Source organism: Kitasatospora sp. NPDC051853 (genome assembly GCF_044452665.1).
In the GTDB taxonomy this organism is placed as follows: Bacteria; Actinomycetota; Actinomycetes; order Streptomycetales; family Streptomycetaceae; genus Kitasatospora.
This window is the reverse complement of the sequence record NZ_JBITBY010000015.1, coordinates 19,951-42,028: the sequence shown is the minus strand read 5'-3', so window position 1 is coordinate 42,028 and position 22,078 is coordinate 19,951. Positions and strand designations below refer to the sequence as shown.

Sequence of the window (22,078 nt, the reverse complement as noted above, 5' to 3'; positions counted from 1 at the left end):
CGGTCAGAACTCCCTGAGGATCGGGGCGAGGACGGCGGCGACCTGGGCCGACGGGCCGGGCCGGATGATCTCGCTGTGGTTGCAGTCGACGTCGTGCACCCGGACCTCGGCGGCTCCGGTCAGCCAGGCCTCGGCCTTGGTCCGCGAACTCAGGCCGTCCGGCTCGGCGGTGGCCGAGAACAGGTCGACCGCGCCGTCGAAGGCGGGCGGGCGGTAGCTCTGCGAGAGCTCGATGTACCGGCTGCGCATGTCGACCAGCGCGTTCAGCCGCCGGTCGCTCCAGCCGCCGAACGGCCCGTAGGCCCCGCGCACTTCGGCGAAGGCCCCGGCCCGGGTCAGCGGGCCCTCCCCCGGCACGAAGCCGGGCGAGCCGTTGCGCAGCAGGATGCGCAGGGTCTCCTGCTCGACGAACTCCGGGGCCACCTCCTGCTCGATGCCGGTCGCGGCGAGCGGGAAGGTGTCCAGCGCGCCGACCAGCCCGACCGGTTCGCCCAGCTCGCGGAGCAGGGCGGCGATCTCGTAGGCCATCAGGCCGCCGAAGGAGTGGCCGATCAGCAGGTACGGGCCCTCCGGCTGCACCTTGCGGATCAACTCCAGGTATTCGAGAGCCAGTTCGCGCATGCTGCCGGGGCGGCGGGTGGAGCCGAGCAGGGCGGCCGACTGGACGGTGTACATCGGGCGCCCGGGGGCCAGGTGGCCCAGCAGCCCGGTGTACGCCCAGCCGAAGCCCATCCCGGCGTGCAGGCAGACCAGCGGGGTCCGGTGGCCACCGGACCGCAGGGTCAGCAGCGGGGCCGCGCTGTCGTCGGCGATCGGCCCCGCACCGTCCAGCCGGTCGGCCAGGCCGCCGGGGGTCGGCTCCTCGAACAGCAGGCTGATCGGCAGCCGGACGCCGAGGGCCGACTCCACGGCGGCCGACAGGCGCATGGCCAGCAGGGAGTGACCGCCGGCCGCGAAGAAGTCGGTGTCGGGGCCGACCGCGGGCAGGCCGAGCACGCGGGCGAACAGGTCGCAGATCACCCGCTCGCGGGGTGTGCGGGGAGCTTGCGCGGCGGGGGCGGCGGCCGTGACGCCCGGGAGCGGGAGGGCGGCGCGGTCGAGCTTGCCGTGGGCGGTGAGCGGGAGCCGGGGGAGCACCAGGTAGGCGGCGGGGAGGAGGTGGGCGGGCAGCTGCTCGGCGGCATGACGGCGGACGGCTGCCGGATCGACCCCGTCCGCCGCACCCTCGGCGGGTACCGCGCCCGCAGCGGGGGCCGCACCCTCGGCGGGCACCGCGCCCGCGGCGGCGGCCGCGCCTCCGGCCGGGACCAGGTAGGCGACCAGGCGGCGGCCGCCGGCCGGGTCGGGCTGGGGCACCACCACGGCGCGTTCGACGCCCGGGGCACCGGCGAGGACGGCCTCGATCTCGGCGGGTTCGATCCGGTGGCCGCGGATCTTGACCTGCCGGTCGGCCCGGCCGGCGAACTCCAGGTCCCCGTCGGGCGTCCAGCGCGCCAGGTCCCCCGTGCGGTACATCCGGGTGCCGGGCGGGCCGTACGGGTCGGCGACGAAGCGCTCGGCGGTCGGGCCCGGCCGGTCCAGGTAGCCCCGGGCCAGGCCGGTGCCGGCCAGGTGGAGCTCGCCGACCACGCCGACCGGCACCGGGCACAGCCGAGAATCCAGCACGTAGGCACGGGAGTTGTCGAGCGGACGGCCGATCGGCAGCGGACCGGGGCCGTCCCGGGGGCCGGTCCGGTGGGTGGCGGCGAAGGTGGTGGTCTCGGTGGGCCCGTAGCCGTTCACCACCGTGGTGTCCGGGCAGTGGGCGCGGACCAGCCGGACGGCCTCGGGGTCGAGCACGTCGCCGCCCGCCCAGACCTCGCGCAGACCGGCCAGGGCGCCCGGGTCCAGCTCGGCCACCGTGCGGAACAGCTCGGCCGTCAACCAGAGGGCGGTGAGCCGGTGTTCGGCGATCAGCTCGCGCAGCAGCCCGGGGGTGAGCCGCCCGGGCGGGGCCGTCACCACGGTGCCGCCGTTCAGCAGCGGCACCCAGAGCTCGTAGGTGGCGGCGTCGAAGCCCTGCGGGCTGTGCAGCAGCACCCGGCGGTGGGCGGCCGGGTCGAAGCAGGAGTCGGCGGCGAGTTCGGCCACGTTGCGGTGGGTGGTGACCACGCCCTTGGGGGTGCCGGTGGAGCCGGAGGTGTGCATCACGTAGGCGGCGGTGTCCTGACCCACCGTCGGCAGGACGACGTCGGGTGCCTCCGCCGCGGTGGCGGCGGGGTCCAGTACGCGGACGCCCTCCGGCAGCCGGGCGGGAGCCTGCCCGGCCAGCAGCAGCCGCGCGCCGGTGCCGGCCAGCAGCCGGGCCAGCCGGGCGGGCGGCTGCGCCGGGTCGAGCGGCACGTAGTGGCCACCGGCGCGGACCACCGCGAGCTGCGCCACCACCAGCTCGGGCGAGCGCTCCAGCAGCAGTGCCACCGGTGTGCCGGGCCGTACCCCGGCCGCCACCAGCCGGGACGCCAAGGCGTCGGTCCGGTCGGCCAGTTCGGCGCGGCTGAGCACCACCGGGCCGGCCACCAGGGCCGGGGCGTCGGGGGTCTCGGCCGCCCGCCGGGCGAGCAGCTCCGGCAGGCTCAGCCCGCTCTCCGGACGCGGTGCCCCGTGGAAGGAGGCGAGCAACTCCCGCTCCGCCGTGGGCAGGACGTCCAGCTCTCCGACCGTCCCGGTGGCCTCCGCGAGCTGCTCCAGGGCTCGGACCAGCCGGGCCAGCAGCCGCTCGGCCGCGTCCCGGCCGATCCGGTCGGGGTGGTGGGCCAGCCGGAGCAGGGTCCGTTCCCCGGTCACCACGGCCAGCGTCACGGGGTAGTGGGTGGCGTCCCGGACGTCGGTCAGCCGGGGGCCCTCGGCCGGCTCCTCGGGGCGCGGGTAGTTCTCGAACGCCAGCACGGTGTCGAAGAGTTCACCGGCCCCGGCCATCCGCTGCACCTCGGCGAGCCGCACCTGGTGGTGGGGGGCGAGCCGCAGCTGCTCCTGCTGGATCCGGGCCGCCAGGGCGTCCACCGACTCCTCCGGCCGGAGCCGGACCCGGACCGGCAGGGTGTTGATGAACAGGCCCACCATCCGTTCCACGCCGGGCAGTTCGGCCGGCCGGCCGGAGACCACCGCGCCGAACACCACGTCCTCGGCGCCGGTGCTGCGGGCCAGCACCAGGGCCCAGGCCACCTGGGTCAGGGTGTTGAGCGTGACCCCGGCCGCCCGGGCCCGGGCCCGGAGCGACTCGCCCGTCCCGGACGGCAGTTCGACGTCCAGCACGCCGGGTGGAGCACCGTCGGCCGGCGCCCCCGAGGGGATCGCGGGCGCGACCCTGGTCGGCTCGGCGCCGCTCAGCGCCTCCCGCCACGCCTCGTCCGCCGCCGCCTCGTCCTGGCGGCGCAGCCAGGCCAGGTACTCCTTGTACGGGGCGGGCGGGGGCGGCTCCGCCCCCGCGTACAGCGCGGCCAGCTCCTCGGCCAGCACCGGCATCGACCAGCCGTCCACCAGGATGTGGTGGACCGTCAGCACCAGCGCCGCACCGCCGCCCGGCAGGCGGGCCAGCAGGGCGCGCAGCAACGGCGGCCGGGCCAGGTCGAAGCGGACGGCCCGGTCCCGCTCCAGCAGCCGGGCCAGCTCGGCCTCCGCCGCGCCGGCGTCGTCCCCGGAGGGGTCCGGCCGCCCCGAGAGGTCGACCTCGCGCCACGGGACGGTCACCCGCTGCGGGACCAGCAGCACCGGGCGGTCCACGCCCTTGTGCCGGAAGCAGCCGCGCAGGTGCGGATGCCGCTCCAGCAGGGCCTCCAGGGCCCGCCGCAGCGCCCCCGGGTCGACCACCGGACCCGGCAGGTCGAAGCGGGCCTGCACCAGGTACGCGTCCGGCCCGTCCGGCTCCAGCAGGGCCTGGTAGAGCATGCCCTCCTGGGTCGGGGTGACGGGCAGGATGTCGGCGATCCGGTTCACCACTCCCCCTCGGTGTCGAAGTCGTCCTCCAGCAGGGCGATCTGGTCCCGGCTCAGCCCGGCCAGCGGGAAGTCGGAGCTGCTGGCCCCGCCCGCGCCCCGCCCGTCCGCGTGCGCGGCCAGGACCGCGAGCGCCTCGAACCAGCCCTCGGCCAGCTCCGGCACCCCGGGTGCCAGGGCGGGGTCGTACGACCAGGCGGCGACCAGCCGTTCGCGGCCGTCCGGGCCGGTCTCCGCCACCGCGTCCAGCTCGACCGGGTGGGCGAGCGGGAGTCCGTCCCCCGCGTCCAGCAGCTCCGGGCCCGTGCCGGAGACCCCGGTCCGTCCCAGGTAGTTGAAGCGGAGCGCCGGCCCGGGCAGGGCGGCCAGCACCGGCCCGGTCTCCGGGTTCAGGTAGCGCAGCTGCCCGTAGCCCAGGCCGCCGTCGGGGACGGCCCGCAGCTGGTCCTTGACCAACTGGAGGGCGGTGCCGGGCTCGTGGCCGCCGCGCCAGAAGGCGGCGCCGCCGGCCGCACCGGCGTCCAACCGCACGGGGTACTGGCTGGTGAACCAGCCGACCGTGCCGGAGAGGTCGACGTCCGGCGCCCCGCTCTCCCGGCCGTGGCCCTCCACCTCGGCCGACAGGGAGGTTCCCGTGCCGCGCTGCCGCAGCGAGGCGGCCAGCAGGGCGGTCAGCAGCACCGCGTCCGGCCCGCAGCGGAAGGCGGCGGGGACGGTGGTCAGCACCCGCGCGGTGAGTTCCGGCGACAGCTCGGCCCGGTGCACCGTCCGGTCCCGGCCGGGGCGGCGCCCGGGCGCCCCGCCGCCGCTCAGCACCTCGGTCCAGTAGGGGAGTTCGGCGGCCGCGGCCTCGGCGCCCTCGGCCAGCAGCCGCGCCCAGCGGCGGAAGGAGGTGCCGGGCGGGGGCAGTTCGGCGGCCGGGTCGGCCAGCAGCACGGCCAGCTCGTCGGCCAGGACGCGCCAGGAGACTCCGTCCACCGCGAAGTGGTGTGCGGTGAGCAGCAGACGGCCCTCGCGCTCCGGCCCCCGGTCGTACCAGGTGGCGGCCAGCACCCGCCCTTCGCGCGGGTCCAGGGCGGTGGCGGCGGCCCGTTCCGCCGCGTCGGCGCGCAGCTCCGGCCCGGTCAGGGCCGTGGCCTCCACCCGGGTGAGCGCGGGCTCGGGTGCCGCCCCGTGCACCTCGATCCGGCCGTCCGCCACCAACCGCATCCGCAGCATGCCGTGACGGGCCGTCAGGGCCCGCAGCGCGGCCGCCACCCGGGCCGCCTCCGCTCCGGCCGGGGCCGGGAACAGGGCGGACATGGTGAAGGTCTCCAGCCGGCCGCCCTGCTCCCGCCACCAGTGCAGGACGGGGGTGGCGGGCAGGGTGCCCTCCTGCGGGTCCTCGGCCGGGCCGGTGGCGACCGGTCCGGCGAGCAGGGCGAGCGCGGCGGGGGTGCGGGCGGTGAAGACGTCACGGGGGCTCAGGCCGAGACCGGTGGCCCGGGCCCGGGAGACCAGCTGGATGGCCGTGATGGAGTCGCCGCCCAGCTCGAAGAAACCGTCCTCGGGCCCGGCGCCGGGGACGCCGAGCAGCTCGGCGAAGAGCGCGCAGAGCAGTTCCTCCGCCGCCCCGTCGGCCGCCCGGCCGTCCTCGCGCGGCCCGGTGGCGGGGGCCGGCAGCGCGGAGCGGTCCAGCTTGCCGTGCACGGTGACCGGCAGGGCCTCCAGCGGGACCAGGACGGACGGCACCAGATGGGCCGGGAGGGTGGCCACCGCGTGTGCGGTGAGCCCGGCCGGGTCGAACACGGCGCCGGGCTCCGGCACCAGGTAGCCGACCAGCCGGCCGTCCCGCTCCACCACCACGGCCCGGGCCACGGCGGGGTGGGCGGCCAGCACGGCCGCCGCCTCGCCGGGCTCGATCCGCAGGCCGCGCAGCTTGACCTGGTCGTCGCCGCGGCCGAGGAAGTCCAGCTGCCCGTCGGCCCGGCGCAGCGCCAGGTCCCCGGTGCGGTACATCCGGCTGCCGGGGGCGCCGTACGGGTCGGCGACGAAGCGCTCGGCGGTCAGGCCCGGGCGGCCCAGGTAGCCCCGCGCGACCGCCCCGCCGCCGAGGTAGAGCTCACCGGGGACACCGGCCGGCACCGGGCGCAGCCGCTCGTCCAGCAGGTACACCCGGGCGCCGGGGAAGGCGCGGCCGATCGGCGGGGCGGCGGGGCCGGGCACCAGCGGGTCGCTGACGGTCACCGCGGCGGTCGCCTCGGTCGGGCCGTAGAGGTTGAGGAGGCGGCGGCCGGGGCGGGCCCAGGCCGCGACCAGGCCGGGCGGGCAGGCCTCGCCGCCGAGACCGAGCGAGGTCAGCTCCGGGTACCCGGCGGCCGGGACGGCTCCCAGCACCGTCGGGGGGACCATCGCGCAGGAGATCCGACGCTCCGTCAGGAAGGCGCCCAGTTCGGCGCCGACCAGCGGGCCGGGTGGCGGGACGACCAGGGTGGCGCCGGAGCCGAGGGCCAGGCAGAGCTCGATCACGGTGATGTCGAAGCCCGGCGAGCCGAGGTGGAGCACCCGGTCGTCGGGGGTGAGCCCGAAGCGGGCGGTCAGCGCCTCGGCCAGGGCGGCGATGCCGCGGTGCTCGACCAGCACGCCCTTGGGGCGGCCGGTGGAGCCGGAGGTGTGGATGACGTAGCCGAGGCCGTCGGGGCGCACCGGGTCGGCGGGGAGCGGCTCGGCCCGCCGCCGGTCCGCAGCACCCGCGCCGTCCGGGCTGTCCGCGCCGCCCGCGCCGCCCTCGCCCGCTTCGCCGTCCAGCAGGAACACCGGGACCTCGGTGGGCGGCAGCGTGGCCGCGGTCGCCCGGTCGGTGAGCAGCAGCGCGGGCGCGGCGTCGGCCAGCAGGAAGGAGATCCGCTCGGCCGGATGGTCCGGGTCGACCGGCAGGTAGGCGGCACCGGCCCGCTGGACCGCCAGCAGGGCGGTCAGGGTGGCGGCCGAGCGGCCCAGGGCCAGCGCGGCCAGTTGCCCGGGCCCGAGGCCGCGGGCCGCCAGGGCGGCGGCGAGCCGGCCGACCCGGTCGTTCCACTCGGCGTAGCCGAGCCGGACGTCGCCGTCCAGTGCGAGGGCGTCCGGGGTGGCGGCGGCCTGCCGGGCGAGCAGTGAGGCCGGTGAGGCGGGCTCGGCGGTGCTCTCCTCCCCGGCGAGCAGGGCGGCCCGCTCGGGCGAGGTCAGCAGCTCGATCCGGTCGACCGGGGCGTCCGGATCGGCGAGCAGTCCGGCGAGCAGGGTGGTGAAGGCGTCCGCCCAGTGCCGGACCAGCTCCGGCGGGTAGAGGTCGGTGCGGATCTCCAGGGTGCCCGCGATGCCGTCCTCGACGTCCCGCATGATGCCGACCACGTCGTGCTCGCCACCGGTGTGGATCCGCTCGGGTTCGGCGATCTCGCGCAGCCGCCGGACGCTCTCCTGCCGGGGCAGGTGCATGAACACCCACTGGAACAGCGGCGACCGGCCCGGCACCCGTTCCGGGTCCAGCGCGGTGACGATCCGTCCGACCGGCAGGTCGGCGTTGGCCAGCACCGCGGGGAAGTCGGCCGCGAACCGGGCCACCAGCTCGGCGAAGGTGGTGTCCGGGCCGATCCGCCAGCGGGTCGGAACCGAGTTCATCACGTAGCCGATCACCCGCTCCAGGCCCTTGGCCGAGCGGTTGGCGGTCGGGGTGCCGAGCACCAGGTCCCGTTCGCCGCTGAGGCGGTGGGCCAGCACGGCGAAGGCGCTCATCAGCACGTGGTAGACGGTGGCGCCGTGCTCGCGGGCGAAGGCCCGGAGCACCGCCTCGGTCTCCGTCCCGACGTGGAACGGGACTTGGCGGATACCGGGCCGCCCCTCGCCCGGCGCGAGCGGCCGGCCGGCCCGTCCGACGGTCAGCGGGGCCGGCGGCTCACCCAGGTAGCGCCGCCAGAAGCCGAGCCTGGCCTCGAAGACCCCGGCGCTCTCCAACTCCCGCTGCCAGGAGGCGAAGTCGGCGTACTGGATCTCGGGACGGGTCCGGCCGAGCGGCCTGCCGTCCCGGACCGCCTGGTAGGCCTCGGTGAACTCGGTGTGCAGCACGTCGAAGGACCACCAGTCGGTGGCGATGTGGTGCAGCCGCAGCACCAGGGTGGTGCGGCGCTCGTCCACGGTGACCAGCCGGCCCTGGACCAGTCGGTCCCGGCCCAGGTCGAAGGTGCCCCGGCTGAACTCGGCGAGGTACTCCTCCAGGGTGCGGCCGGTGTCGCGCAGGTCCACCCGCTCCAGCACGAAGGGCTCCACCGGCGGGAAGTCGATCCGCAGGTCGCCCGCCTCGCCGGAGATCCGCATCCGCAGGACGTCGTGCTGCTCCTGCACGATCGTCAGCGCCCGCTCCAGGTCCCCGGCCCGGACCGGGGTGTCGAAGTGGTAGGCGCAGCACAGGTTGAGCGCGGCGCTCTCCGGATAGAGCGACTCGTAGACCCAGAGGTCCTCCTGGGCCGGGCTGAGCCGGACCGGGCCGTCCCGCTCGTCGCGTTTGGGCACCACGTCCGGGATCTCGCCGAGCCGGCCGGCCTCGGCCAGCCGGGCGAGCAGCTTCACCCGCTGTCCGCTGCCGAGGGCGGCGAAGCGGGCGGCCATCGAACTGTTCATGCGTCAGACGTCCTTCCGGAGTGCGGCCAGCCGGTGCAGCCCGGCCAGCACCTCGTCCCGGCCGAGGCCGAAGTCGACGAAGCAGGCCACCTCGTCGCAGCCCAGGTCGCGCAGGTCGGCCAGGACGCGGCGGCAGCGGTCGGGCGAGCCGAGCAGCCCGCCCCACTTCAGGTACCGGCGGAGCGCGAACTCGGCCAGCTGATCGGTCTGTTCGGGAGTGAGGGCGGCGGCCCGGCCGTCGTCGGTGCGGTTCGCGGCGGTCTGCGCCACGTAGGACTTGAGGTAGCGGCGGAGCGGTGCGCCGGCCGTCCGGACGGCCTCGGCGTCGTCCTCGCCGACGTAGGTGTGCGCCATCAGCGTCACGGTCCCGCGCCCGGTGGTGCCGAGCTGTTCGGGTGCGGCGGCGAAGGACTCGCGGTAGCGGCGGATCTTCTCGGCCAGCTCCTCCCGGGTCTGGCCGATGGTGGCGGCCAGCACGTTGGTGCGCAGGCGGCCGGCCGTGACCCAGGTCTCCGGGTTCCCCGAGCTGGTGATCCAGATCGGCAACCGCGGGGAGTGCGGCCGGGGTTGGGGCCGGACCGCGACCGGCTTCCCGGTGCCGTCGGTGAACTCCACCTCCTCCCCCGCCCAGAGCCGGCGCAGCAGCGGGATGTCGCGCAGGGCACGCTCCCGCCGGTCCGCGTAGTGGCCGGGGGCCAGCACGAAGTCGGTGGAGTGCCAGCCGGTGGCGACCGAGAGGCCGACCCGGCCGGCCGAGATGTTGTCCACCACCGCCCAGTCCTCGGCCACCCGCAACGGGTGGTGCAGCGGCAGCACCACGCTGCCCGCCCGGACCTGGATGCGCTCGGTGGTGGCCGCGATCGCCGCGCTCAGCACCGGAGGGCTGGGGAAGACCTGGCCGACCCGCTGGAAGTGCCGCTCGGGGGTCCAGACGGCGGTCAGCCCGAGGCGGTCGGCCTCCTGGGCGACGGCCAGGACGTCCCGGTACGTGGCGGCGTGGTCGGTGTCGGCTCCGGCGTCGTCGGCGCCGAAGAACATCACGCTGAGGTCCATGGGCGGGGGCTCACTCCTCACCGGAGGCGGTCGGTGCGGGGACGGGGGTTACAGGGTTGGGGGTGGGACGGGCACGGGGGATGCGCGGCAGGCGGGGGATGACCGGGGCGGGGCCGCCGACCGACGGACCGTCAAGGTGGGGGGCGGCCGTCGTGGCGAGGTGCTCCGCCAGCCCGGCGACGGTCGGGGCGGCGAACAGCTGGACGGCGGTGACCGGCCGCCCCTCCGCGGTGGTGATCCGGGCGGCCGCGCGGACCGCGCGCAGCGAGTTGCCGCCGAGCGCGAAGAAGTCCTCGTGCCGGCCCACCCGTTCGAGCCCGAGCACCTCGGCCCAGACCTCGGCGAGCCGCCGCTCCAGCCCGCCGCGCGGGGGCCCGCCCGATCCGGCCACCGCACCGTCCCCGTCCTCACCCTCGGAGGCGGAGGCGCCCACCGGCACGGCCCCGGGCGGGAGTTCCGGCAGCGACAGTGCGGAGAGCCGGGCCCCGGGATCGGCGGCCATCGCCGTGAGGGCCGCCACCAGCGCGTCGGCGAACCACTCCGCCACCGCCCGGCCGAAGACCTCGCTCCGGTACTCCAGCACCAGCGCGAGCCCGCCGTCCGGCCGCTCCGCGGCCTCCAGCAGCAGCTCGAACCGGGCGGCGCCGGTGCGCAGCACCTCGGTCTCCGCCGCCACCCCGGGCAGCGCCAGCTCGCCGCGCAGGTTGTTCTGCAGCACGACCACGGCGTCCACCAGCGGGTGCCGGCCCGGCGAGCGCGGCGGGTTGAGTGCCGAGACCACCAGCTCGAACGGCACGTCCTGGTGGTCGTGGGCCGCCAGGTCGGTCTCCCGGACCCGGGCCAGCAGCTCGCCCACGGTCGGGTCGCCGGTCAGGTCGGCCCGCAGCACCAGCAGGTTGACGAAGAAGCCGACCAGCTCCTCCGCCCCCTCCCGGCCGCGCCCGGCCACCGGGGCTCCCACGGTGGGGAGTTCACCCGCCCCGGCCCGGCCGAGCACCAGGGCGAAGGCGGCCCGCAGCACCATGAACAGGGTGGCCCGGTGGCCGGCCGCCAGCGCGCCGAGCGCGGCCCGCCCGGCCGGATCGACCGAGCGCTCGACCGCCTCGGCGGCCGGTCCGGGCAGCGCCGGTCGGCCCGGCCGCCGGGGCAGCCGCAGGCCCTCTCTCGGCAGCCCTGACAACTGGCGCTTCCAGTAGGAGAGTTGACCGGCCGCCAGGCTCGACGGATCGGCCGGGTCGCCGAGCCGGGCGGCCTGCCGGGCCGCGTACTCCGGGTACCGGAGCGGCAGCGGCTCCCCGCTGCGGCCCTCGTAGGCGGCCGAGAGGTCCCGCAGCAGCGGGGCCAGCGACCAGCCGTCGGCGGCGATGTGGTGCAGCACCAGGAGCAGCGCGTGCTCCTGCGGACCGGTGCTGAACAGCTCGGCGCGCACGGGGAGTTCGGTGGCCAGGTCGAACCGGTGCCGGGCCGACCGGGCGACCAGCCCCGGCAGTTCGGCGGCCGTGACCCGGTGCACCGTCAGGCCCGGTCCGGTGTCCAGTACACGTGGCACCGGCTCGCCGCCGGGCGCGGGGAAGACCGTGCGCAGCACCTCGTGCCGCTCGGCGAGCCGTACCAGGGCCGTCCGGAGCCGCTCCGGGTCGACCGGGCCGTGCAGCCGGGTCAGCACCGGCAGGGTGTAGGCGGGGCCGGCTTCGAGCCGGTCCAGCAGCCAGAGCCGCAGCTGCGCCGGGGAGAGCCCGGGGCCGCCGGGGGCCGCCACCACGGGCGGGCGGTCCGGCGGCCGGATGCCGTCCACCAGCCGGGCCAGCCCGGCCGGGGTGGGGGTCTCGAAGACGGCCCGCACGCCGAACCCGGCGCCCAGCTCGGTGTACGCCCGGCCGACCAGCCGGGCGGCCTTCAGCGAGTCCCCGCCCAGGTCGAAGAAGCCGTCCTCGGCCCCGGCCCGCGCCACCCCGAGCACCTCGGCGAAGAGCCGGCAGAGTGCCTCCTCCACCTCCCCGCGCGGCGGGCGGGACACCGGGCGCAGCGCCGTCCGGGCGGCGGGGGGCTCGGGCAGCGCGGCCCGGTCCAGCTTGCCGTTGGCGGTCAGCGGCAGCGCCGCCAGCCGGACGAAGGCGGCCGGCACCAGGTGCTCGGGCAGCTCGCGCCCGGCCAGTGCCCTGACCTCCGCCACCTCCGCCGCCGCCACGCCGGCGCCGGTCAGGTAGGCGGCCAGCCGGAGCTCACCGGTGGCGTCCCGGTGCGGCACCACCACCGCCCGGTCGACCGCCGGGTGCCGGGAGAGCACGGCCTCGACCTCGCCCGGCTCGACCCGGAAGCCCCGGATCTTCACCTGCCGGTCGGCCCGGCCGAGGTACTCCAGCGCACCGTCGGGGCGGCGGCGCACCAGGTCGCCGGTCCGGTACATCCGGGCACCGGGCGGGCCGTACGGGTCGGCGACGAAGCGTTCGGCGGTCGCGCCGGGGCGGCCCAGGTAGCCGTCCGCCAGTCCGGCGCCGCCCGCGTAGAGCTCGCCGGGGACGCCGTCCGGCACCGGCCGCAGCCGCGCGTCCAGCACGTGCACCCGCCGGTCCGCGATCGGGTGGCCGATCGGCACCGAGGGCCCGGCCGCGTCCTCGGCGGTGACCTGACGGGTGGTCACGAAGACCATGGACTCGACCGGCCCGTAGCCGTTGGAGAGCCGCAGCCCGGGGAAGCGCTCCAGCGCCCGCGCGGCGTGCGCGGGCGACATCGCCTCGCCGCCGACCAGCAGGTGGCGCACGCCCGCGAGGGCCGCCGGACAGTCGTCCACCACCACGTCGAAGAGGCTGCTGGAGAGGTACATCGCGGTGATCCGGTGCTCGGCCACCAGCCCGGCGATCACCACCGGGTCGGGCCGTCCGCCCGGGTGCAGCACGCAGGTGCCGCCGAACAGCAGCGCGCCCCAGAGCTCCAGCACGAAGGCGTCCCAGGAGACCGGCGCGCACTGCAGCCAGACGGTGCCCCCGGTGAACGGCGCGTACGTCTGCCCGGCCAGCGTCCGGACGACCGCGGCGTGCGGGGCGGCCACTCCCTTGGGGCGGCCGGTCGAGCCGGAGGTGAACATCACGCAGGCCAGGCTCCGCGGACCGGCCCCGCCCGCGCCCCGCGGCAGCGGTGCGGCCCGGTCGGTGACGGCCACCGGGTGGGCGGCCGGGGCGATCCGGCCGGCCCGCTCGGCGGTGGCCGCGACCACCGCGGCCACCCCGGCCTCGGCCGCCAGGGTGCGCAGCCGCTCCTCGGGGTGGGCCGGGTCGAGCATCAGACAGCCCGCCCCGGCCTTGAGCGCGGCCAGCACCGCGACCACCAGGCCGGTGCCGCGTTCCAGGTGGATGCCGACCAGCCCGCCGGCCACCCCCCGCCCGGCCAGCACCCCGGCCAGCTCGTCGGCCCGGGCGTTCAGCCGGGCGTAGCTGATGCGCTCCTCGCCCGCCACCAGGGCGATCGCCCGCGGGGTGCGGGCGGCCTGCTCCTCGAACAGGCCGTGCACGGTGCCCGGGTCGTACGCGGTGCCCAGGCCGTGCACGGTGCCCGGCAGCGGTCTCACGCTCGGTCGCGCGTCCACCTCAGGAGACGGGGCCGGGGCGGAGCCCGGTCCAGTTGGCCTCGACGTAGGCCAGGCAGGCGGCCCGGCCGTCCGGGCCGTGGGCCGTCCGCCACCCCCCGGGCACCGCGATGTCCTCGGGCCACAGCGAGTGCTGGTCCTCGTCGTTGACCAGCACGAGGTAGCGGCCGGACTCGTCCTCGAACGGGTTGGTGGTCATGGCGGAGCCTTCCGGGTCGGTCGTGCCGGAGCGGACGTGGGGTGGACCTGGGGGTGGCCGGGCAGGGGTGGCCGGGCAGGGGCGCCCGCGGCCGGACGGGGGCTCCGGGCCGGGGGAGGAGGTCGACGGTCGGTCGGAAGGGGCGGGTGGTGCGCGGGTTCAGGCGTCGGCGCTCTCGCGCCGCTCGGTGCCGGACGGCTCGTCGGCGTCGAGGTCGGGGAGCAGGCGGTCGATGTCGCGGACGTTGCGGCTGGCCATGCCCCAGAGCGCGGCGGCCGTGCCGAGGACGCCGGCGAGCAGCAGCATGGTGGCCATCCCGGTGCCCGGCCCGGTGCCGACCAGCGGGCGGGCCAGGCCGACCAGGCCGCCGCCCTCGGCGGCCTGCGGTTCGAAGACCCGGTCGGCGAGCGGGCCCGAGAAGGCCATCGCCAGCGGGGAGGAGATCTGCGAGACGAACAGGACCGCGCCGAACACCCGGCCCTGACGGTCCTTCGGGACCTTGGTCTGGATGATCGCCTGCATGGTCCCGTTGACGATCGGCATCAGCAGGGCGCCGACCAGGATCGCCGCGCACCAGGCGGGCACCCAGCGGGCGGTGGCCATCAGGATCTGGGCGCTGACGCACATGCCGATGATGCCCAGGGTCATCCCCCGGACCCGGTTCCTCGGGCCGCCCCAGGCCGCCAGCAGCAGTCCGCCGGCGATGCCGCCGATGCCGATGCTGGTCATCACGGCCGCCAGCGCCCCCGGCTGGTTGCCGGTGCGGGCCAGGATCATCGGCTGCACCACCGCGAAGCCGAAGACCATCACCAGGTTGACCGAGAAGAAGACCAGGATCAGCCCGCGCAGGCTGGGTTGGCCGAACAGGATGCGCAGCCCCTCGGCGGAGTCCGCGCTGAGCCTGCGGCGCGGCCCGGCCGGGGCCTTGGCGTCCACCGCCGCGGGAAGCCGGACCAGCCGGACGGTGAGCAGCGCCAGGGCGAAGCTCACCAGGTCCACCCAGAGCACCAGGCCGAGGCTCCCGCTGGTCACCAGCACGGCGGCCAGCGCCGGGCCGACCACGTCGGAGGCGCTCTTGGCCGTGGCCAACAGGCCGTTGGCGCGCTGGAGTTGCTCCTTCGCCACCAGCAGCGGCACCGCCGAGGCGAGCGCGGGGTACTGGAACGCGGCGGCGGCGCCGAGCAGGGCCACCGTCGGGTAGACCTGCCAGAGCCGCAGGTCACCCAGGAAGTACAGGGCGGTCAGGCCCGACACCACCACCAGGCCGCCCAGGTCGGCGAGTTGGAGCGCCGTCCGCTTGCTGACCCGGTCCACCAGGGCACCGGCCACCGGGCTGAGCAGCATCTGCGGCAGGAGCGCGCAGATGGAGAGCAGCACCACCCGGGTGGCCTCCCCGCCGGAGGTCCAGGCCTGGACGACGAAGGCGAACCGCAGAACGGCGTTGCCGACCAGGGTGACCACCTGCCCCGACCAGACGATGCCGAACCGGCCCATCCCGTCGAACCGGCTGAGGAAACCCGCGTTCTGCATGGTGCTCCGTCCTCCGTAGCGGACCAACGACCGACCCCCGGGGATTGCCCGTGACCTCGCCGCCCAGACACCGTGCCACAGCAACTTGACGTGATCAAGGCCCAATTCCGTCAGTTATCAAGGGATTTGACGGACCGTGAGACGGGTATCGCGCGACCCCTCCCCGGTGGTCAGCCGCGCCCGGAGGCCTCGGCCGCGCGGAGCGCGCGGGCGGCCAGTTCGCGCAGGTGGTCGACGAGTTCGGCCGGCTCGCGCACCTCGAACTCGCAGCCCAGGGTGGCCAGTCGGATGCCGATCCACTCCAGCGAGTCGGAGCGGGTGCGCAGCAGGGTGCGGCCGCCGTCCAGTGCGGTCAGCTCGTCCTCCGCCATGCCGAGGCGCTCGCGGACCCGCTCCGGCGGGGCGTGCAGCACGGCCACCGCCTCGTAGGTGCGGGGGCGGGCGTGCAGCCGGGCCCGGACGTACTCGCCGGCGTCCTCGGCGGGCAGCTCCCTGGGGGCGCAGCGGGCCCCGGTGGGCTGCGGCGCGCTCACCCGGTCCACCCGGAAGATCCGCCAGTCGTCCCGCTCGTTGTCGAAGGCGACCAGGTACCAGCGCCGCCCGGCGGCCACCAGCCGGTGCGGCTCGACCAGCCGCCTGGTCTCGGCACCGTCCCCGGCCCGGTAGCCGAAGCGCAGCCGCTCCCGGCCCGAGGCGGCCGCCGCCAGCACGGTGAGCACCTCGGGGTCGACCCGGGGGCCGGCCCCGACCATCGGCACGGTGGCCGCGTTGAGCGAGCCGACCCGGTGCCGCAGCCGGGAGGGCAGCACCTGGACCAGCTTGGCCAGGGCGCGCACCGAGGCCTCCTCGATGCCCTCCACCGCCTGCCCGGCAGCGGCCCGCAGGCCGACCGCGATGGCCACCGCCTCCTCGTCGTCCAGCAGCAGCGGCGGCATCGCGGCCCCGGCCACCAGCCGGTACCCGCCGATCGCGCCCTTGGTGGCCTCCACCGGGTAGCCGAGATCGCGCAGCCGCTCGATGTCGCGGCGGATGGTGCGCGGACTGACCCGGAGCCGGTCGGCCAGCTCGCTGCCGGGCCACTCGCGCGGGGTCTGGAGGAGGGAGAGCAGGCTCAGCAGCCTGGCCGGGGTGTCCGTCATGGGATCCAGCATGGCGGACGAAGCGGCCAGGATCTGACCTAGATGGCCACTACCTTCGGACCGTTCCCAGCCGACGCGCGGCGTCCCTGCCGAAGGAGTCCCCACCATGCCACCCGCGACCGACACCGCCCTCGCGGCGCCTCCCGCCGCCTCTCCCGATGCCCCTCCCGCCGCCGCTCCCGTCACTCCTCCAGCCGACCGGCGGCGCTGGCTGGCGCTCGCGGTGGTGATGACGGCCAGCCTGATGGACCTGGTCGACGTCACCATCGTGAACATCGCCATGCCGAGCATCCAGCAGGACCTGGGCGCGGGCTTCGGCGCCCTCCAGTGGATCACCGCCGGGTACGCGCTGGCCTTCGCGGTCGGCCTGATCACCGGCGGACGGCTGGGCGACATCCACGGCCGCAAGCGGCTCTTCCTGCTGGGCATCACCGGCTTCACCCTGGCCTCGGCCCTCTGCGGCCTGGCCTGGAGCCCCGAAGTGCTGGTCGCCGCCCGGGTGTTGCAGGGCGCCACGGCCGCGCTGATGGTGCCCCAGGTGCTCTCGATCATCCACGTCTCCTTCCCGGCCGAGGAGCGGGGGAAGGTCTTCGGGCTGTTCGGCGCGATGGTCGGCATGGGCGCGGTGCTCGGCCCGCTGCTGGGCGCCCTGCTGACGGAGTGGGACCTGTTCGGCCTCGGCTGGCGGCCGATCTTCCTGGTCAACCTGCCGATCGGCGTGGCCGGTCTGCTGATGGGCCTGAAGTACGTCGACGAGTCCCGCGCCCCGAAGGCGCTCAAGCTGGACCTGGTCGGCATGGTGATCGGCGCCGTCGGCCTGCTGATGCTGCTCTACCCGCTCACCCACGGCCGGGAGGCCGGCTGGCCGCTCTGGGGCTTCGTCTCGATGGGTCTGAGCCTTCCGGTGCTGGCGCTGTTCGTGGTGTACGAGCGGGCCAAGACCCGCAAGGACGGTTCGCCGCTGGTGGAGCTGGCGCTGTTCCGGGTGCGCAGCTTCGCGGGCGGGATCGGGGTCCAGCTCTGCTTCGGACTGGCCACCGGCATCTTCTTCCTGGTCTGGACCCTCTACCTGCAACTCGGCCTCGGCTGGAGCGCGTTGAAGGCCGGTCTGAGCGGGGTGCCGTTCTCCCTCGCGGTCTCGGTGGCGGCCGGGATCTCGGTCCAGGTGCTGGTGCCCCGGTTCGGCCGCAAGGTGCTCCAGGCGGGCGCCCTGGTGATGGCGGCCGGCACCCTGGTCTACCTGGCCGAGGCCGACCGGTACGGACTGGCCGTCGCCCCTTGGCAGATGGCGCTGCCGCTGGTGCTCATGGGCCTCGGGATGGGGCTGATCGTGGCCCCGCTGACCGATCTGGTGCTCTCCGAGGTACCGCGCGAGCACTCCGGCTCGGCCTCCGGAATCGTCAACACCACCCAGCAGTTGGGCTTCGCGCTCGGCCTCGGGCTCTCCTCGGTGGCCTTCTTCACGGTGGTCGACGCCGCCGACCCGGCCACCACGGCGATGGGGCCGGTCTTCGTGGACGCCTTCCAGCACGCCCTCTGGTGGGTGGCGGCCGGCCTCCTGCTGGTCTTCGCGCTCGTCTTCGCCCTCCCCCGCCGGGGGCACACCGGACGGTGAGGCCGGGGGCGCGGGGAACCGCGCGCGGCGGAAGACACAGACCCGTGTGCCGGGTACGGACACTCACTTGCAGGTGAAGCTCCGTACCCGGCACACGGGTCATCGACTTCCGCTACGCGCGGTTCCCCGCACCCCTGAGGGCATCACCGTGTGCCAGAGCGAGGCCACGAGGAGGCTGACGGCGGCCAGGAAGAGCCAGGGAAGGGCGGCACCGCGGGCCAGCAGGAAGGTGAGCAGGGCGGGGGCGACGGTCTGCCCGAAGGTCCAGGAGAGCTGGAAGACCGCCAGGTACCGGCCGCGCAGGTGCTCCGGCGCGAGCGAGACGCTCAGTGCGTTGACCACCGGCGTGGCCGCGGTCTCGGCGAAGGTGTAGGCGAGCATCGCGACCACCAGCCCGGCCCCGACCGCCCACCCCGGGACGGCCCCGAGCACCGCGAAGAGCGTGAACGCGGCCGCGTTCACCAGGCAGGCCGCCGCGACCACCCGCTCCGGCCGGTACCGCTCCAGCCACCGGCTCACCGCCGTCTGAGTGGCCGTCACCTGCACGCCGTTGAGCACCAGCAGCGCTCCGGCGATCCAGGCGCCCAGGTGGAGTCCCTCGGTGAGGTGCACGGCGAGCAGTACGTTCAGCACCAGCGCGGCGAACACGAAGCCCAGGTTGCCCAGCACGAAGAGCAGGTACCGCCGGTCCCGCAGCACCACCGCGTAGCCGCCGCCGGGTCGCGGGCCCGGTGCGGCGGTCTCCCCGGCCGGGCGCCAGGCGTGCAGCAGCCGGGCCGCCACCAGGTAGCTGACCACGTTCACCAGCACCACCGCCCGCAGCCCGGCCGTGCCGCCGACGCCGACCAGCAGCGCGCCGAGCGCCCCGCCGACGCTCATCCCGGCGTTGCGCAGCATGTGCAGCAGCGCGAACCAGCGGGTGCGTTCCGGCCCGTCCTCCGCCACCGCCAGCACCACCAGGCCGCTGCTCGCGGTCCAGTACATCACCGCGCCCAGCTGGGTCAGCCAGACCACCAGCACGAGCTGCCAGAACTGACGGCCCGCCAGGAAGCCCGCGTAGCCGAGGGCCGAGACCAGGTTCCCGGCCAGGGCCACCGCCCGGGCCCCGTACCGGTCGATCAGCCGGCCGACGACCACCGCGGCCGGGGCCGCCAGCAGCCGGGCCAGGGTGATCGCCCCGCCGATCACCGGGAGCGAGAGCTCCGTGGTCCGGGCGAAGTAGACCAGGACGAAGGCCAGCACGAGGCCGCTGCCCAGACTGTCGATCACGGCGGCACCGGCCAGCCGCCCGTTCCCGTCCGTCCTCGGCAGCCCCGCCCGTTCCCGCACCCTGCTCCACACGTGCCGCTCCCCGCTGCCCGGGCCGGTCCGCTGGACTCGCCCCCGGCCTCGGTGAGAGCCTGCCGCCGACGGGCGGCGCCGCCCATGGATTTCATCCTGCTCGAATCGTCCCGGGAGGCAGTGCGTGCTCACGTTGGAGTTCTCCGCCCAGGACCTGGCCCGCACCCGCTTCGGCCACTCCCCGCTGCTGGAGGTGGTCACCAGCCTGGAGGCGCTCCAGGACCCCGGTGCCCACGGCATCCACCTCGGCTGGGCCCGCACCACCCGCGCCGCCCTGGCCGGCACCGACCTCTCCCTGCTGCTGGCCCTGGTGCCGATCCCCACCCTCTACGTGCCGGACTTCCTCACCCCCGTACCGGAGACCGGATCACCCACCCTGGACGAGGAGTTGGCCACCCTGCTGGCCACCCCGGCGGCCGCCGTCCGGCGCGACCTGGACCGGATCGGCGGCCCGCTCCCGCCGCCGGTGGCCGCCCTGCACCGGCGCCCGGCGGCCGGACTGTCCCGACTGGCCGAGCAGATCAGGGCCTACTGGGCGGTGGCCGTGCAGCCGCACTGGAGCCGGATCCAGCGGCTGGTCGAGGGGGAAGTCCTGTACCGCGCACGGCTGATGGCGCGCGGCGGGGCCGCCGAGCTGTTCGCCGGGCTGCACCCCAAGGTGAGCTGGGCCGACGACACCCTGCGGATCGGCCACCCGCGCTTCGAGGCCACCCGCACCCTGAGCAGCGGGCGGGGGCTGGTGCTGGTCCCCACCGCCTTCCTCTGGCCCGGGGTCTACTCGCAGAGCAACCCGCCGCACCAGCCCGGTCTGATCTACCCGCCGCGCGGCGCCGCCGCCCTCTGGGAGAGCACGCCCGCGCACACCCCCGAGCACCTCGCCGCCCTGCTCGGCCGCTCCCGCGCCCGGCTGCTGGCCGAGCTGGGCTCCCCCGCCTCCACCACCGAACTGGCCACCCGCACCGGCATGCCGGCCCCCACCGTCTCGCACCACCTCACCACCCTGCGCGCCGCCGGCCTCACCGCCTCCCACCGCACCGGACGCACCGTGCTCTACCTGCGCACCCCACTCGGCGAGGCCCTCCTCGACGGCGGCGCACCGGCCCCGGCCTGACGGTCCGGAAGAAATCTCCGGAGAAAGTCCTCCGGCCGTGTCGAGAACCGCCCGGCCGCACCGACAGAAGGGCGAAGGCAGTTCGCAGACACCACCGAAGGGAGCCCGTCATGGGCAAGCTCGTCCACCTGGTGCACCAGTCCCTCGACGGCTACATGGAGGGCCCCGACGGGGCCTTCGACTGGCCCGCGATGGGGCCCGAACTCTCCGCGCACTCGCAGGCGCTGACCCCGGAGGGCACGGTCTTCCTGTACGGGCGCAAGGTCTGGGAGATGATGGCCGGCTTCTGGCCGAACGCCGAACGGTACTCGGACGACCCGCACGACCTGGCCTTCGCGCCGGTCTGGCGGAAGGCCGCCAAGGTGGTGGTCTCCCGCACCCTCGGCGAGGCCGGGCACGGTGCCCGGGTGATCTCCGCCGATCCGGCCGCCGAGCTCGCCGCCCTGAAGGCGGCCGGGCACGACCTGGTGCTGTTCGGCGGCTCCGTCCTCGCCGAGCGGGGTCTCGTCGACGAGCACCAGGTGGTCACCCACCCGGTGCTGCTCCGCGGCGGCCGCCGGACCTTCCCCGTCGCGCCCGGCCGGACCCCGCTCACCCTGCTGGAGGCCCGCACCTTCGACGGCCGCACCGTCCTCACCCGGCACGCCCCGGCCTAGAGGCCGGGGGTTCGGCGGCCGGAGGTTCAGTAGCCGGTGGCTCAGCGGGAGGTGGGCTCGCCGAGCCAGCCGAGGGCGGCGACCTGGATGCCGGCCTGGAAGCGGCTGCGGGCGTCCACCCGGACCATCAGGTCGGCCATCATGCGGCGGACGGTGCGCAGCGAGACGCCGAGCCGCTGCCCGGCCCGTTCGTCGGTGAGGCCCTCCGCGAGCAGGCGGAGGAGTTCGCGCTCCTGGGCGGTGAGGCCGTGCGGGTCGCGCTGCACGGTCTCGCCCAGCACCCTTGCCTGGTCCCAGAGTTGCTCGAAGAGCGCGCGCAGCGCGGCGATCACCCCGGGGCTGTGCAGCAGCACGGCGCCCTTGCGCGGGTCCTCCGGGTCGATCGGGACGATGGCGGTGGCGTTGTCGACCAGGATCATCCGCAGCGGCAGGGTGGGGGTGGTGCGCACGGCCCCGCCCAGCCCGTGCAGCCAGCGCGCGTACTGCACGGTGGCCGGATCGTTGCGGACGCTGTCCTGGTAGATGGTGCGCATCCGGACGCCGCGTTCCAGGGTCTCCTGGTCGAGCACGCGGCTGGCCTCCATGACCTGCGGCGGCTGCGGGCCGCCGGGGGCCAGCGCGAGCACCTCCGCGGTGGCGTCGGAGGCGAGTTGGACGAGCCGGCCGCGGACCTCGGCGAGGTCGGAGATCAGCTCGACGCCGGTCTGGCTGGTGGGAGTGCGGACGCTCGCGTACTCGGCGATCAGGCCGGCCATGGTGGCCCGGCTGCGCTCGATCTCCTGCTGGCGGCGGGCCGCCTCGGCCTCCTGGAGGGCCAGCAGGGTGGCCAGGCCGAGCTCCGGGTTGACGGCCCGCCAGCGGTCCTCGGCGCCGGTGGGTCTGGTGAGCGCCAGGTCCGCCAGGTGGTCGAGGGCCGCCTTGACGTCGGCCTCGGGGGCCTCCAACCGGGCGGCGATGCCCTGGGTGTCCAGTTCCGGGTGGAGCAGCATCGTCCGGTACACGGCTTCGCCGAACGGGTCGAGCCCGATCGGCCGAAACTCGGTCAACGTTCCGTCGCCAGAAGGTCGGAACACATCAAACCCTCCCCCGTGGGACCGGACATCGGACCGGCGTGCCCGCTAGCCGTACTGACAGGCGGTCAGCGTAGCGTCACCTGACGGAACTTAGAACAGTCTTCCGGACAATCGCGGCGATCCGATGGATGAACCGTGAAGACGACGGCGCCGCGGACCGCGACATGTTGGTGCC

Annotated in this window: 12 protein-coding genes; 3 read left to right on the top strand and 9 right to left on the bottom strand. The window is 75.9% G+C overall.

Annotated features, from left to right (window positions below; translation table 11 throughout):
- Positions 1-3: 3 nt before the first annotated feature.
- The 7 genes from ACIA8O_RS34135 to ACIA8O_RS34105 all read right to left on the bottom strand — a co-directional run bounded on the left by ACIA8O_RS34135 (position 4) and on the right by ACIA8O_RS34105 (position 16,107).
- Positions 4-3,972: an amino acid adenylation domain-containing protein gene (locus tag ACIA8O_RS34135; protein WP_396297905.1), complete on the bottom strand. Its 3,969-nt coding sequence runs from the start codon at positions 3,970-3,972 to the stop codon at positions 4-6.
- Entirely contained in the window at positions 3,969-8,603 is a 4,635-nt protein-coding gene (locus ACIA8O_RS34130; RefSeq protein ID WP_396297904.1) for an amino acid adenylation domain-containing protein, read from the bottom strand. The genes ACIA8O_RS34135 and ACIA8O_RS34130 overlap by 4 nt, the downstream gene beginning before the upstream one ends.
- Before the next feature lie 3 nt (positions 8,604-8,606).
- Complete coding sequence (locus tag ACIA8O_RS34125) at positions 8,607-9,656, bottom strand: MupA/Atu3671 family FMN-dependent luciferase-like monooxygenase (RefSeq protein WP_396297903.1); 1,050 nt, start codon at positions 9,654-9,656, stop codon at positions 8,607-8,609.
- 10 nt (positions 9,657-9,666) lie between these two features.
- Complete coding sequence (locus ACIA8O_RS34120; RefSeq protein WP_396297902.1) at positions 9,667-13,221, bottom strand: amino acid adenylation domain-containing protein; 3,555 nt, start codon at positions 13,219-13,221, stop codon at positions 9,667-9,669.
- Between the two features lie 19 nt (positions 13,222-13,240).
- Positions 13,241-13,438 (bottom strand): MbtH family protein, encoded by a 198-nt coding sequence (locus tag ACIA8O_RS34115; protein ID WP_396297901.1) that lies wholly within the window; start codon positions 13,436-13,438, stop codon positions 13,241-13,243.
- 159 nt (positions 13,439-13,597) lie between these two features.
- On the bottom strand, positions 13,598-14,968 hold the full coding sequence (locus ACIA8O_RS34110) for an MFS transporter (protein ID WP_396297900.1): 1,371 nt from the start codon (positions 14,966-14,968) through the stop codon (positions 13,598-13,600).
- A 170-nt stretch (positions 14,969-15,138) separates the two neighbouring features.
- Entirely contained in the window at positions 15,139-16,107 is a 969-nt protein-coding gene (locus tag ACIA8O_RS34105; protein WP_396297899.1) for a helix-turn-helix transcriptional regulator, read from the bottom strand.
- Between the two features lie 106 nt (positions 16,108-16,213).
- Between ACIA8O_RS34105 and ACIA8O_RS34100 the strand changes: the two genes are divergently transcribed.
- Positions 16,214-17,722 (top strand): MFS transporter, encoded by a 1,509-nt coding sequence (locus tag ACIA8O_RS34100; protein ID WP_396297898.1) that lies wholly within the window; start codon positions 16,214-16,216, stop codon positions 17,720-17,722.
- Positions 17,723-17,821: 99 nt separating this feature from the next.
- Here ACIA8O_RS34100 and ACIA8O_RS34095 read toward each other — a convergent pair whose 3' ends face one another.
- Entirely contained in the window at positions 17,822-19,063 is a 1,242-nt protein-coding gene (locus tag ACIA8O_RS34095; protein WP_396297897.1) for an MFS transporter, read from the bottom strand.
- Between the two features lie 124 nt (positions 19,064-19,187).
- Between ACIA8O_RS34095 and ACIA8O_RS34090 the strand changes: the two genes are divergently transcribed.
- Both ACIA8O_RS34090 and ACIA8O_RS34085 read left to right on the top strand, forming a co-directional pair.
- Positions 19,188-20,174, top strand: a complete 987-nt coding sequence (locus tag ACIA8O_RS34090) for a DUF5937 family protein (protein ID WP_396297896.1) — start codon at positions 19,188-19,190, stop codon at positions 20,172-20,174.
- A 110-nt stretch (positions 20,175-20,284) separates the two neighbouring features.
- Positions 20,285-20,830: a dihydrofolate reductase family protein gene (locus ACIA8O_RS34085; protein WP_396297895.1), complete on the top strand. Its 546-nt coding sequence runs from the start codon at positions 20,285-20,287 to the stop codon at positions 20,828-20,830.
- 41 nt (positions 20,831-20,871) lie between these two features.
- Here ACIA8O_RS34085 and ACIA8O_RS34080 read toward each other — a convergent pair whose 3' ends face one another.
- Entirely contained in the window at positions 20,872-21,876 is a 1,005-nt protein-coding gene (locus ACIA8O_RS34080; RefSeq protein WP_396297894.1) for a LuxR C-terminal-related transcriptional regulator, read from the bottom strand.
- Positions 21,877-22,078 lie beyond the last annotated feature (202 nt).

Excerpts from the sequence above, each read along its gene's own strand:
- ACIA8O_RS34130 (WP_396297904.1), bottom strand. The coding sequence starts at position 8,603 with ATGAACAGTTCGATGGCCGCCCGCTTCGCCGCCCTCGGCAGCGGACAG.
- ACIA8O_RS34125 (WP_396297903.1), bottom strand. The coding sequence starts at position 9,656 with ATGGACCTCAGCGTGATGTTCTTCGGCGCCGACGACGCCGGAGCCGAC.
- ACIA8O_RS34115 (WP_396297901.1), bottom strand. The coding sequence starts at position 13,438 with ATGACCACCAACCCGTTCGAGGACGAGTCCGGCCGCTACCTCGTGCTG.
- ACIA8O_RS34110 (WP_396297900.1), bottom strand. The coding sequence starts at position 14,968 with ATGCAGAACGCGGGTTTCCTCAGCCGGTTCGACGGGATGGGCCGGTTC.
- ACIA8O_RS34105 (WP_396297899.1), bottom strand. The coding sequence starts at position 16,107 with ATGACGGACACCCCGGCCAGGCTGCTGAGCCTGCTCTCCCTCCTCCAG.
- ACIA8O_RS34100 (WP_396297898.1), top strand. The coding sequence starts at position 16,214 with ATGCCACCCGCGACCGACACCGCCCTCGCGGCGCCTCCCGCCGCCTCT.
- ACIA8O_RS34085 (WP_396297895.1), top strand. The coding sequence starts at position 20,285 with ATGGGCAAGCTCGTCCACCTGGTGCACCAGTCCCTCGACGGCTACATG.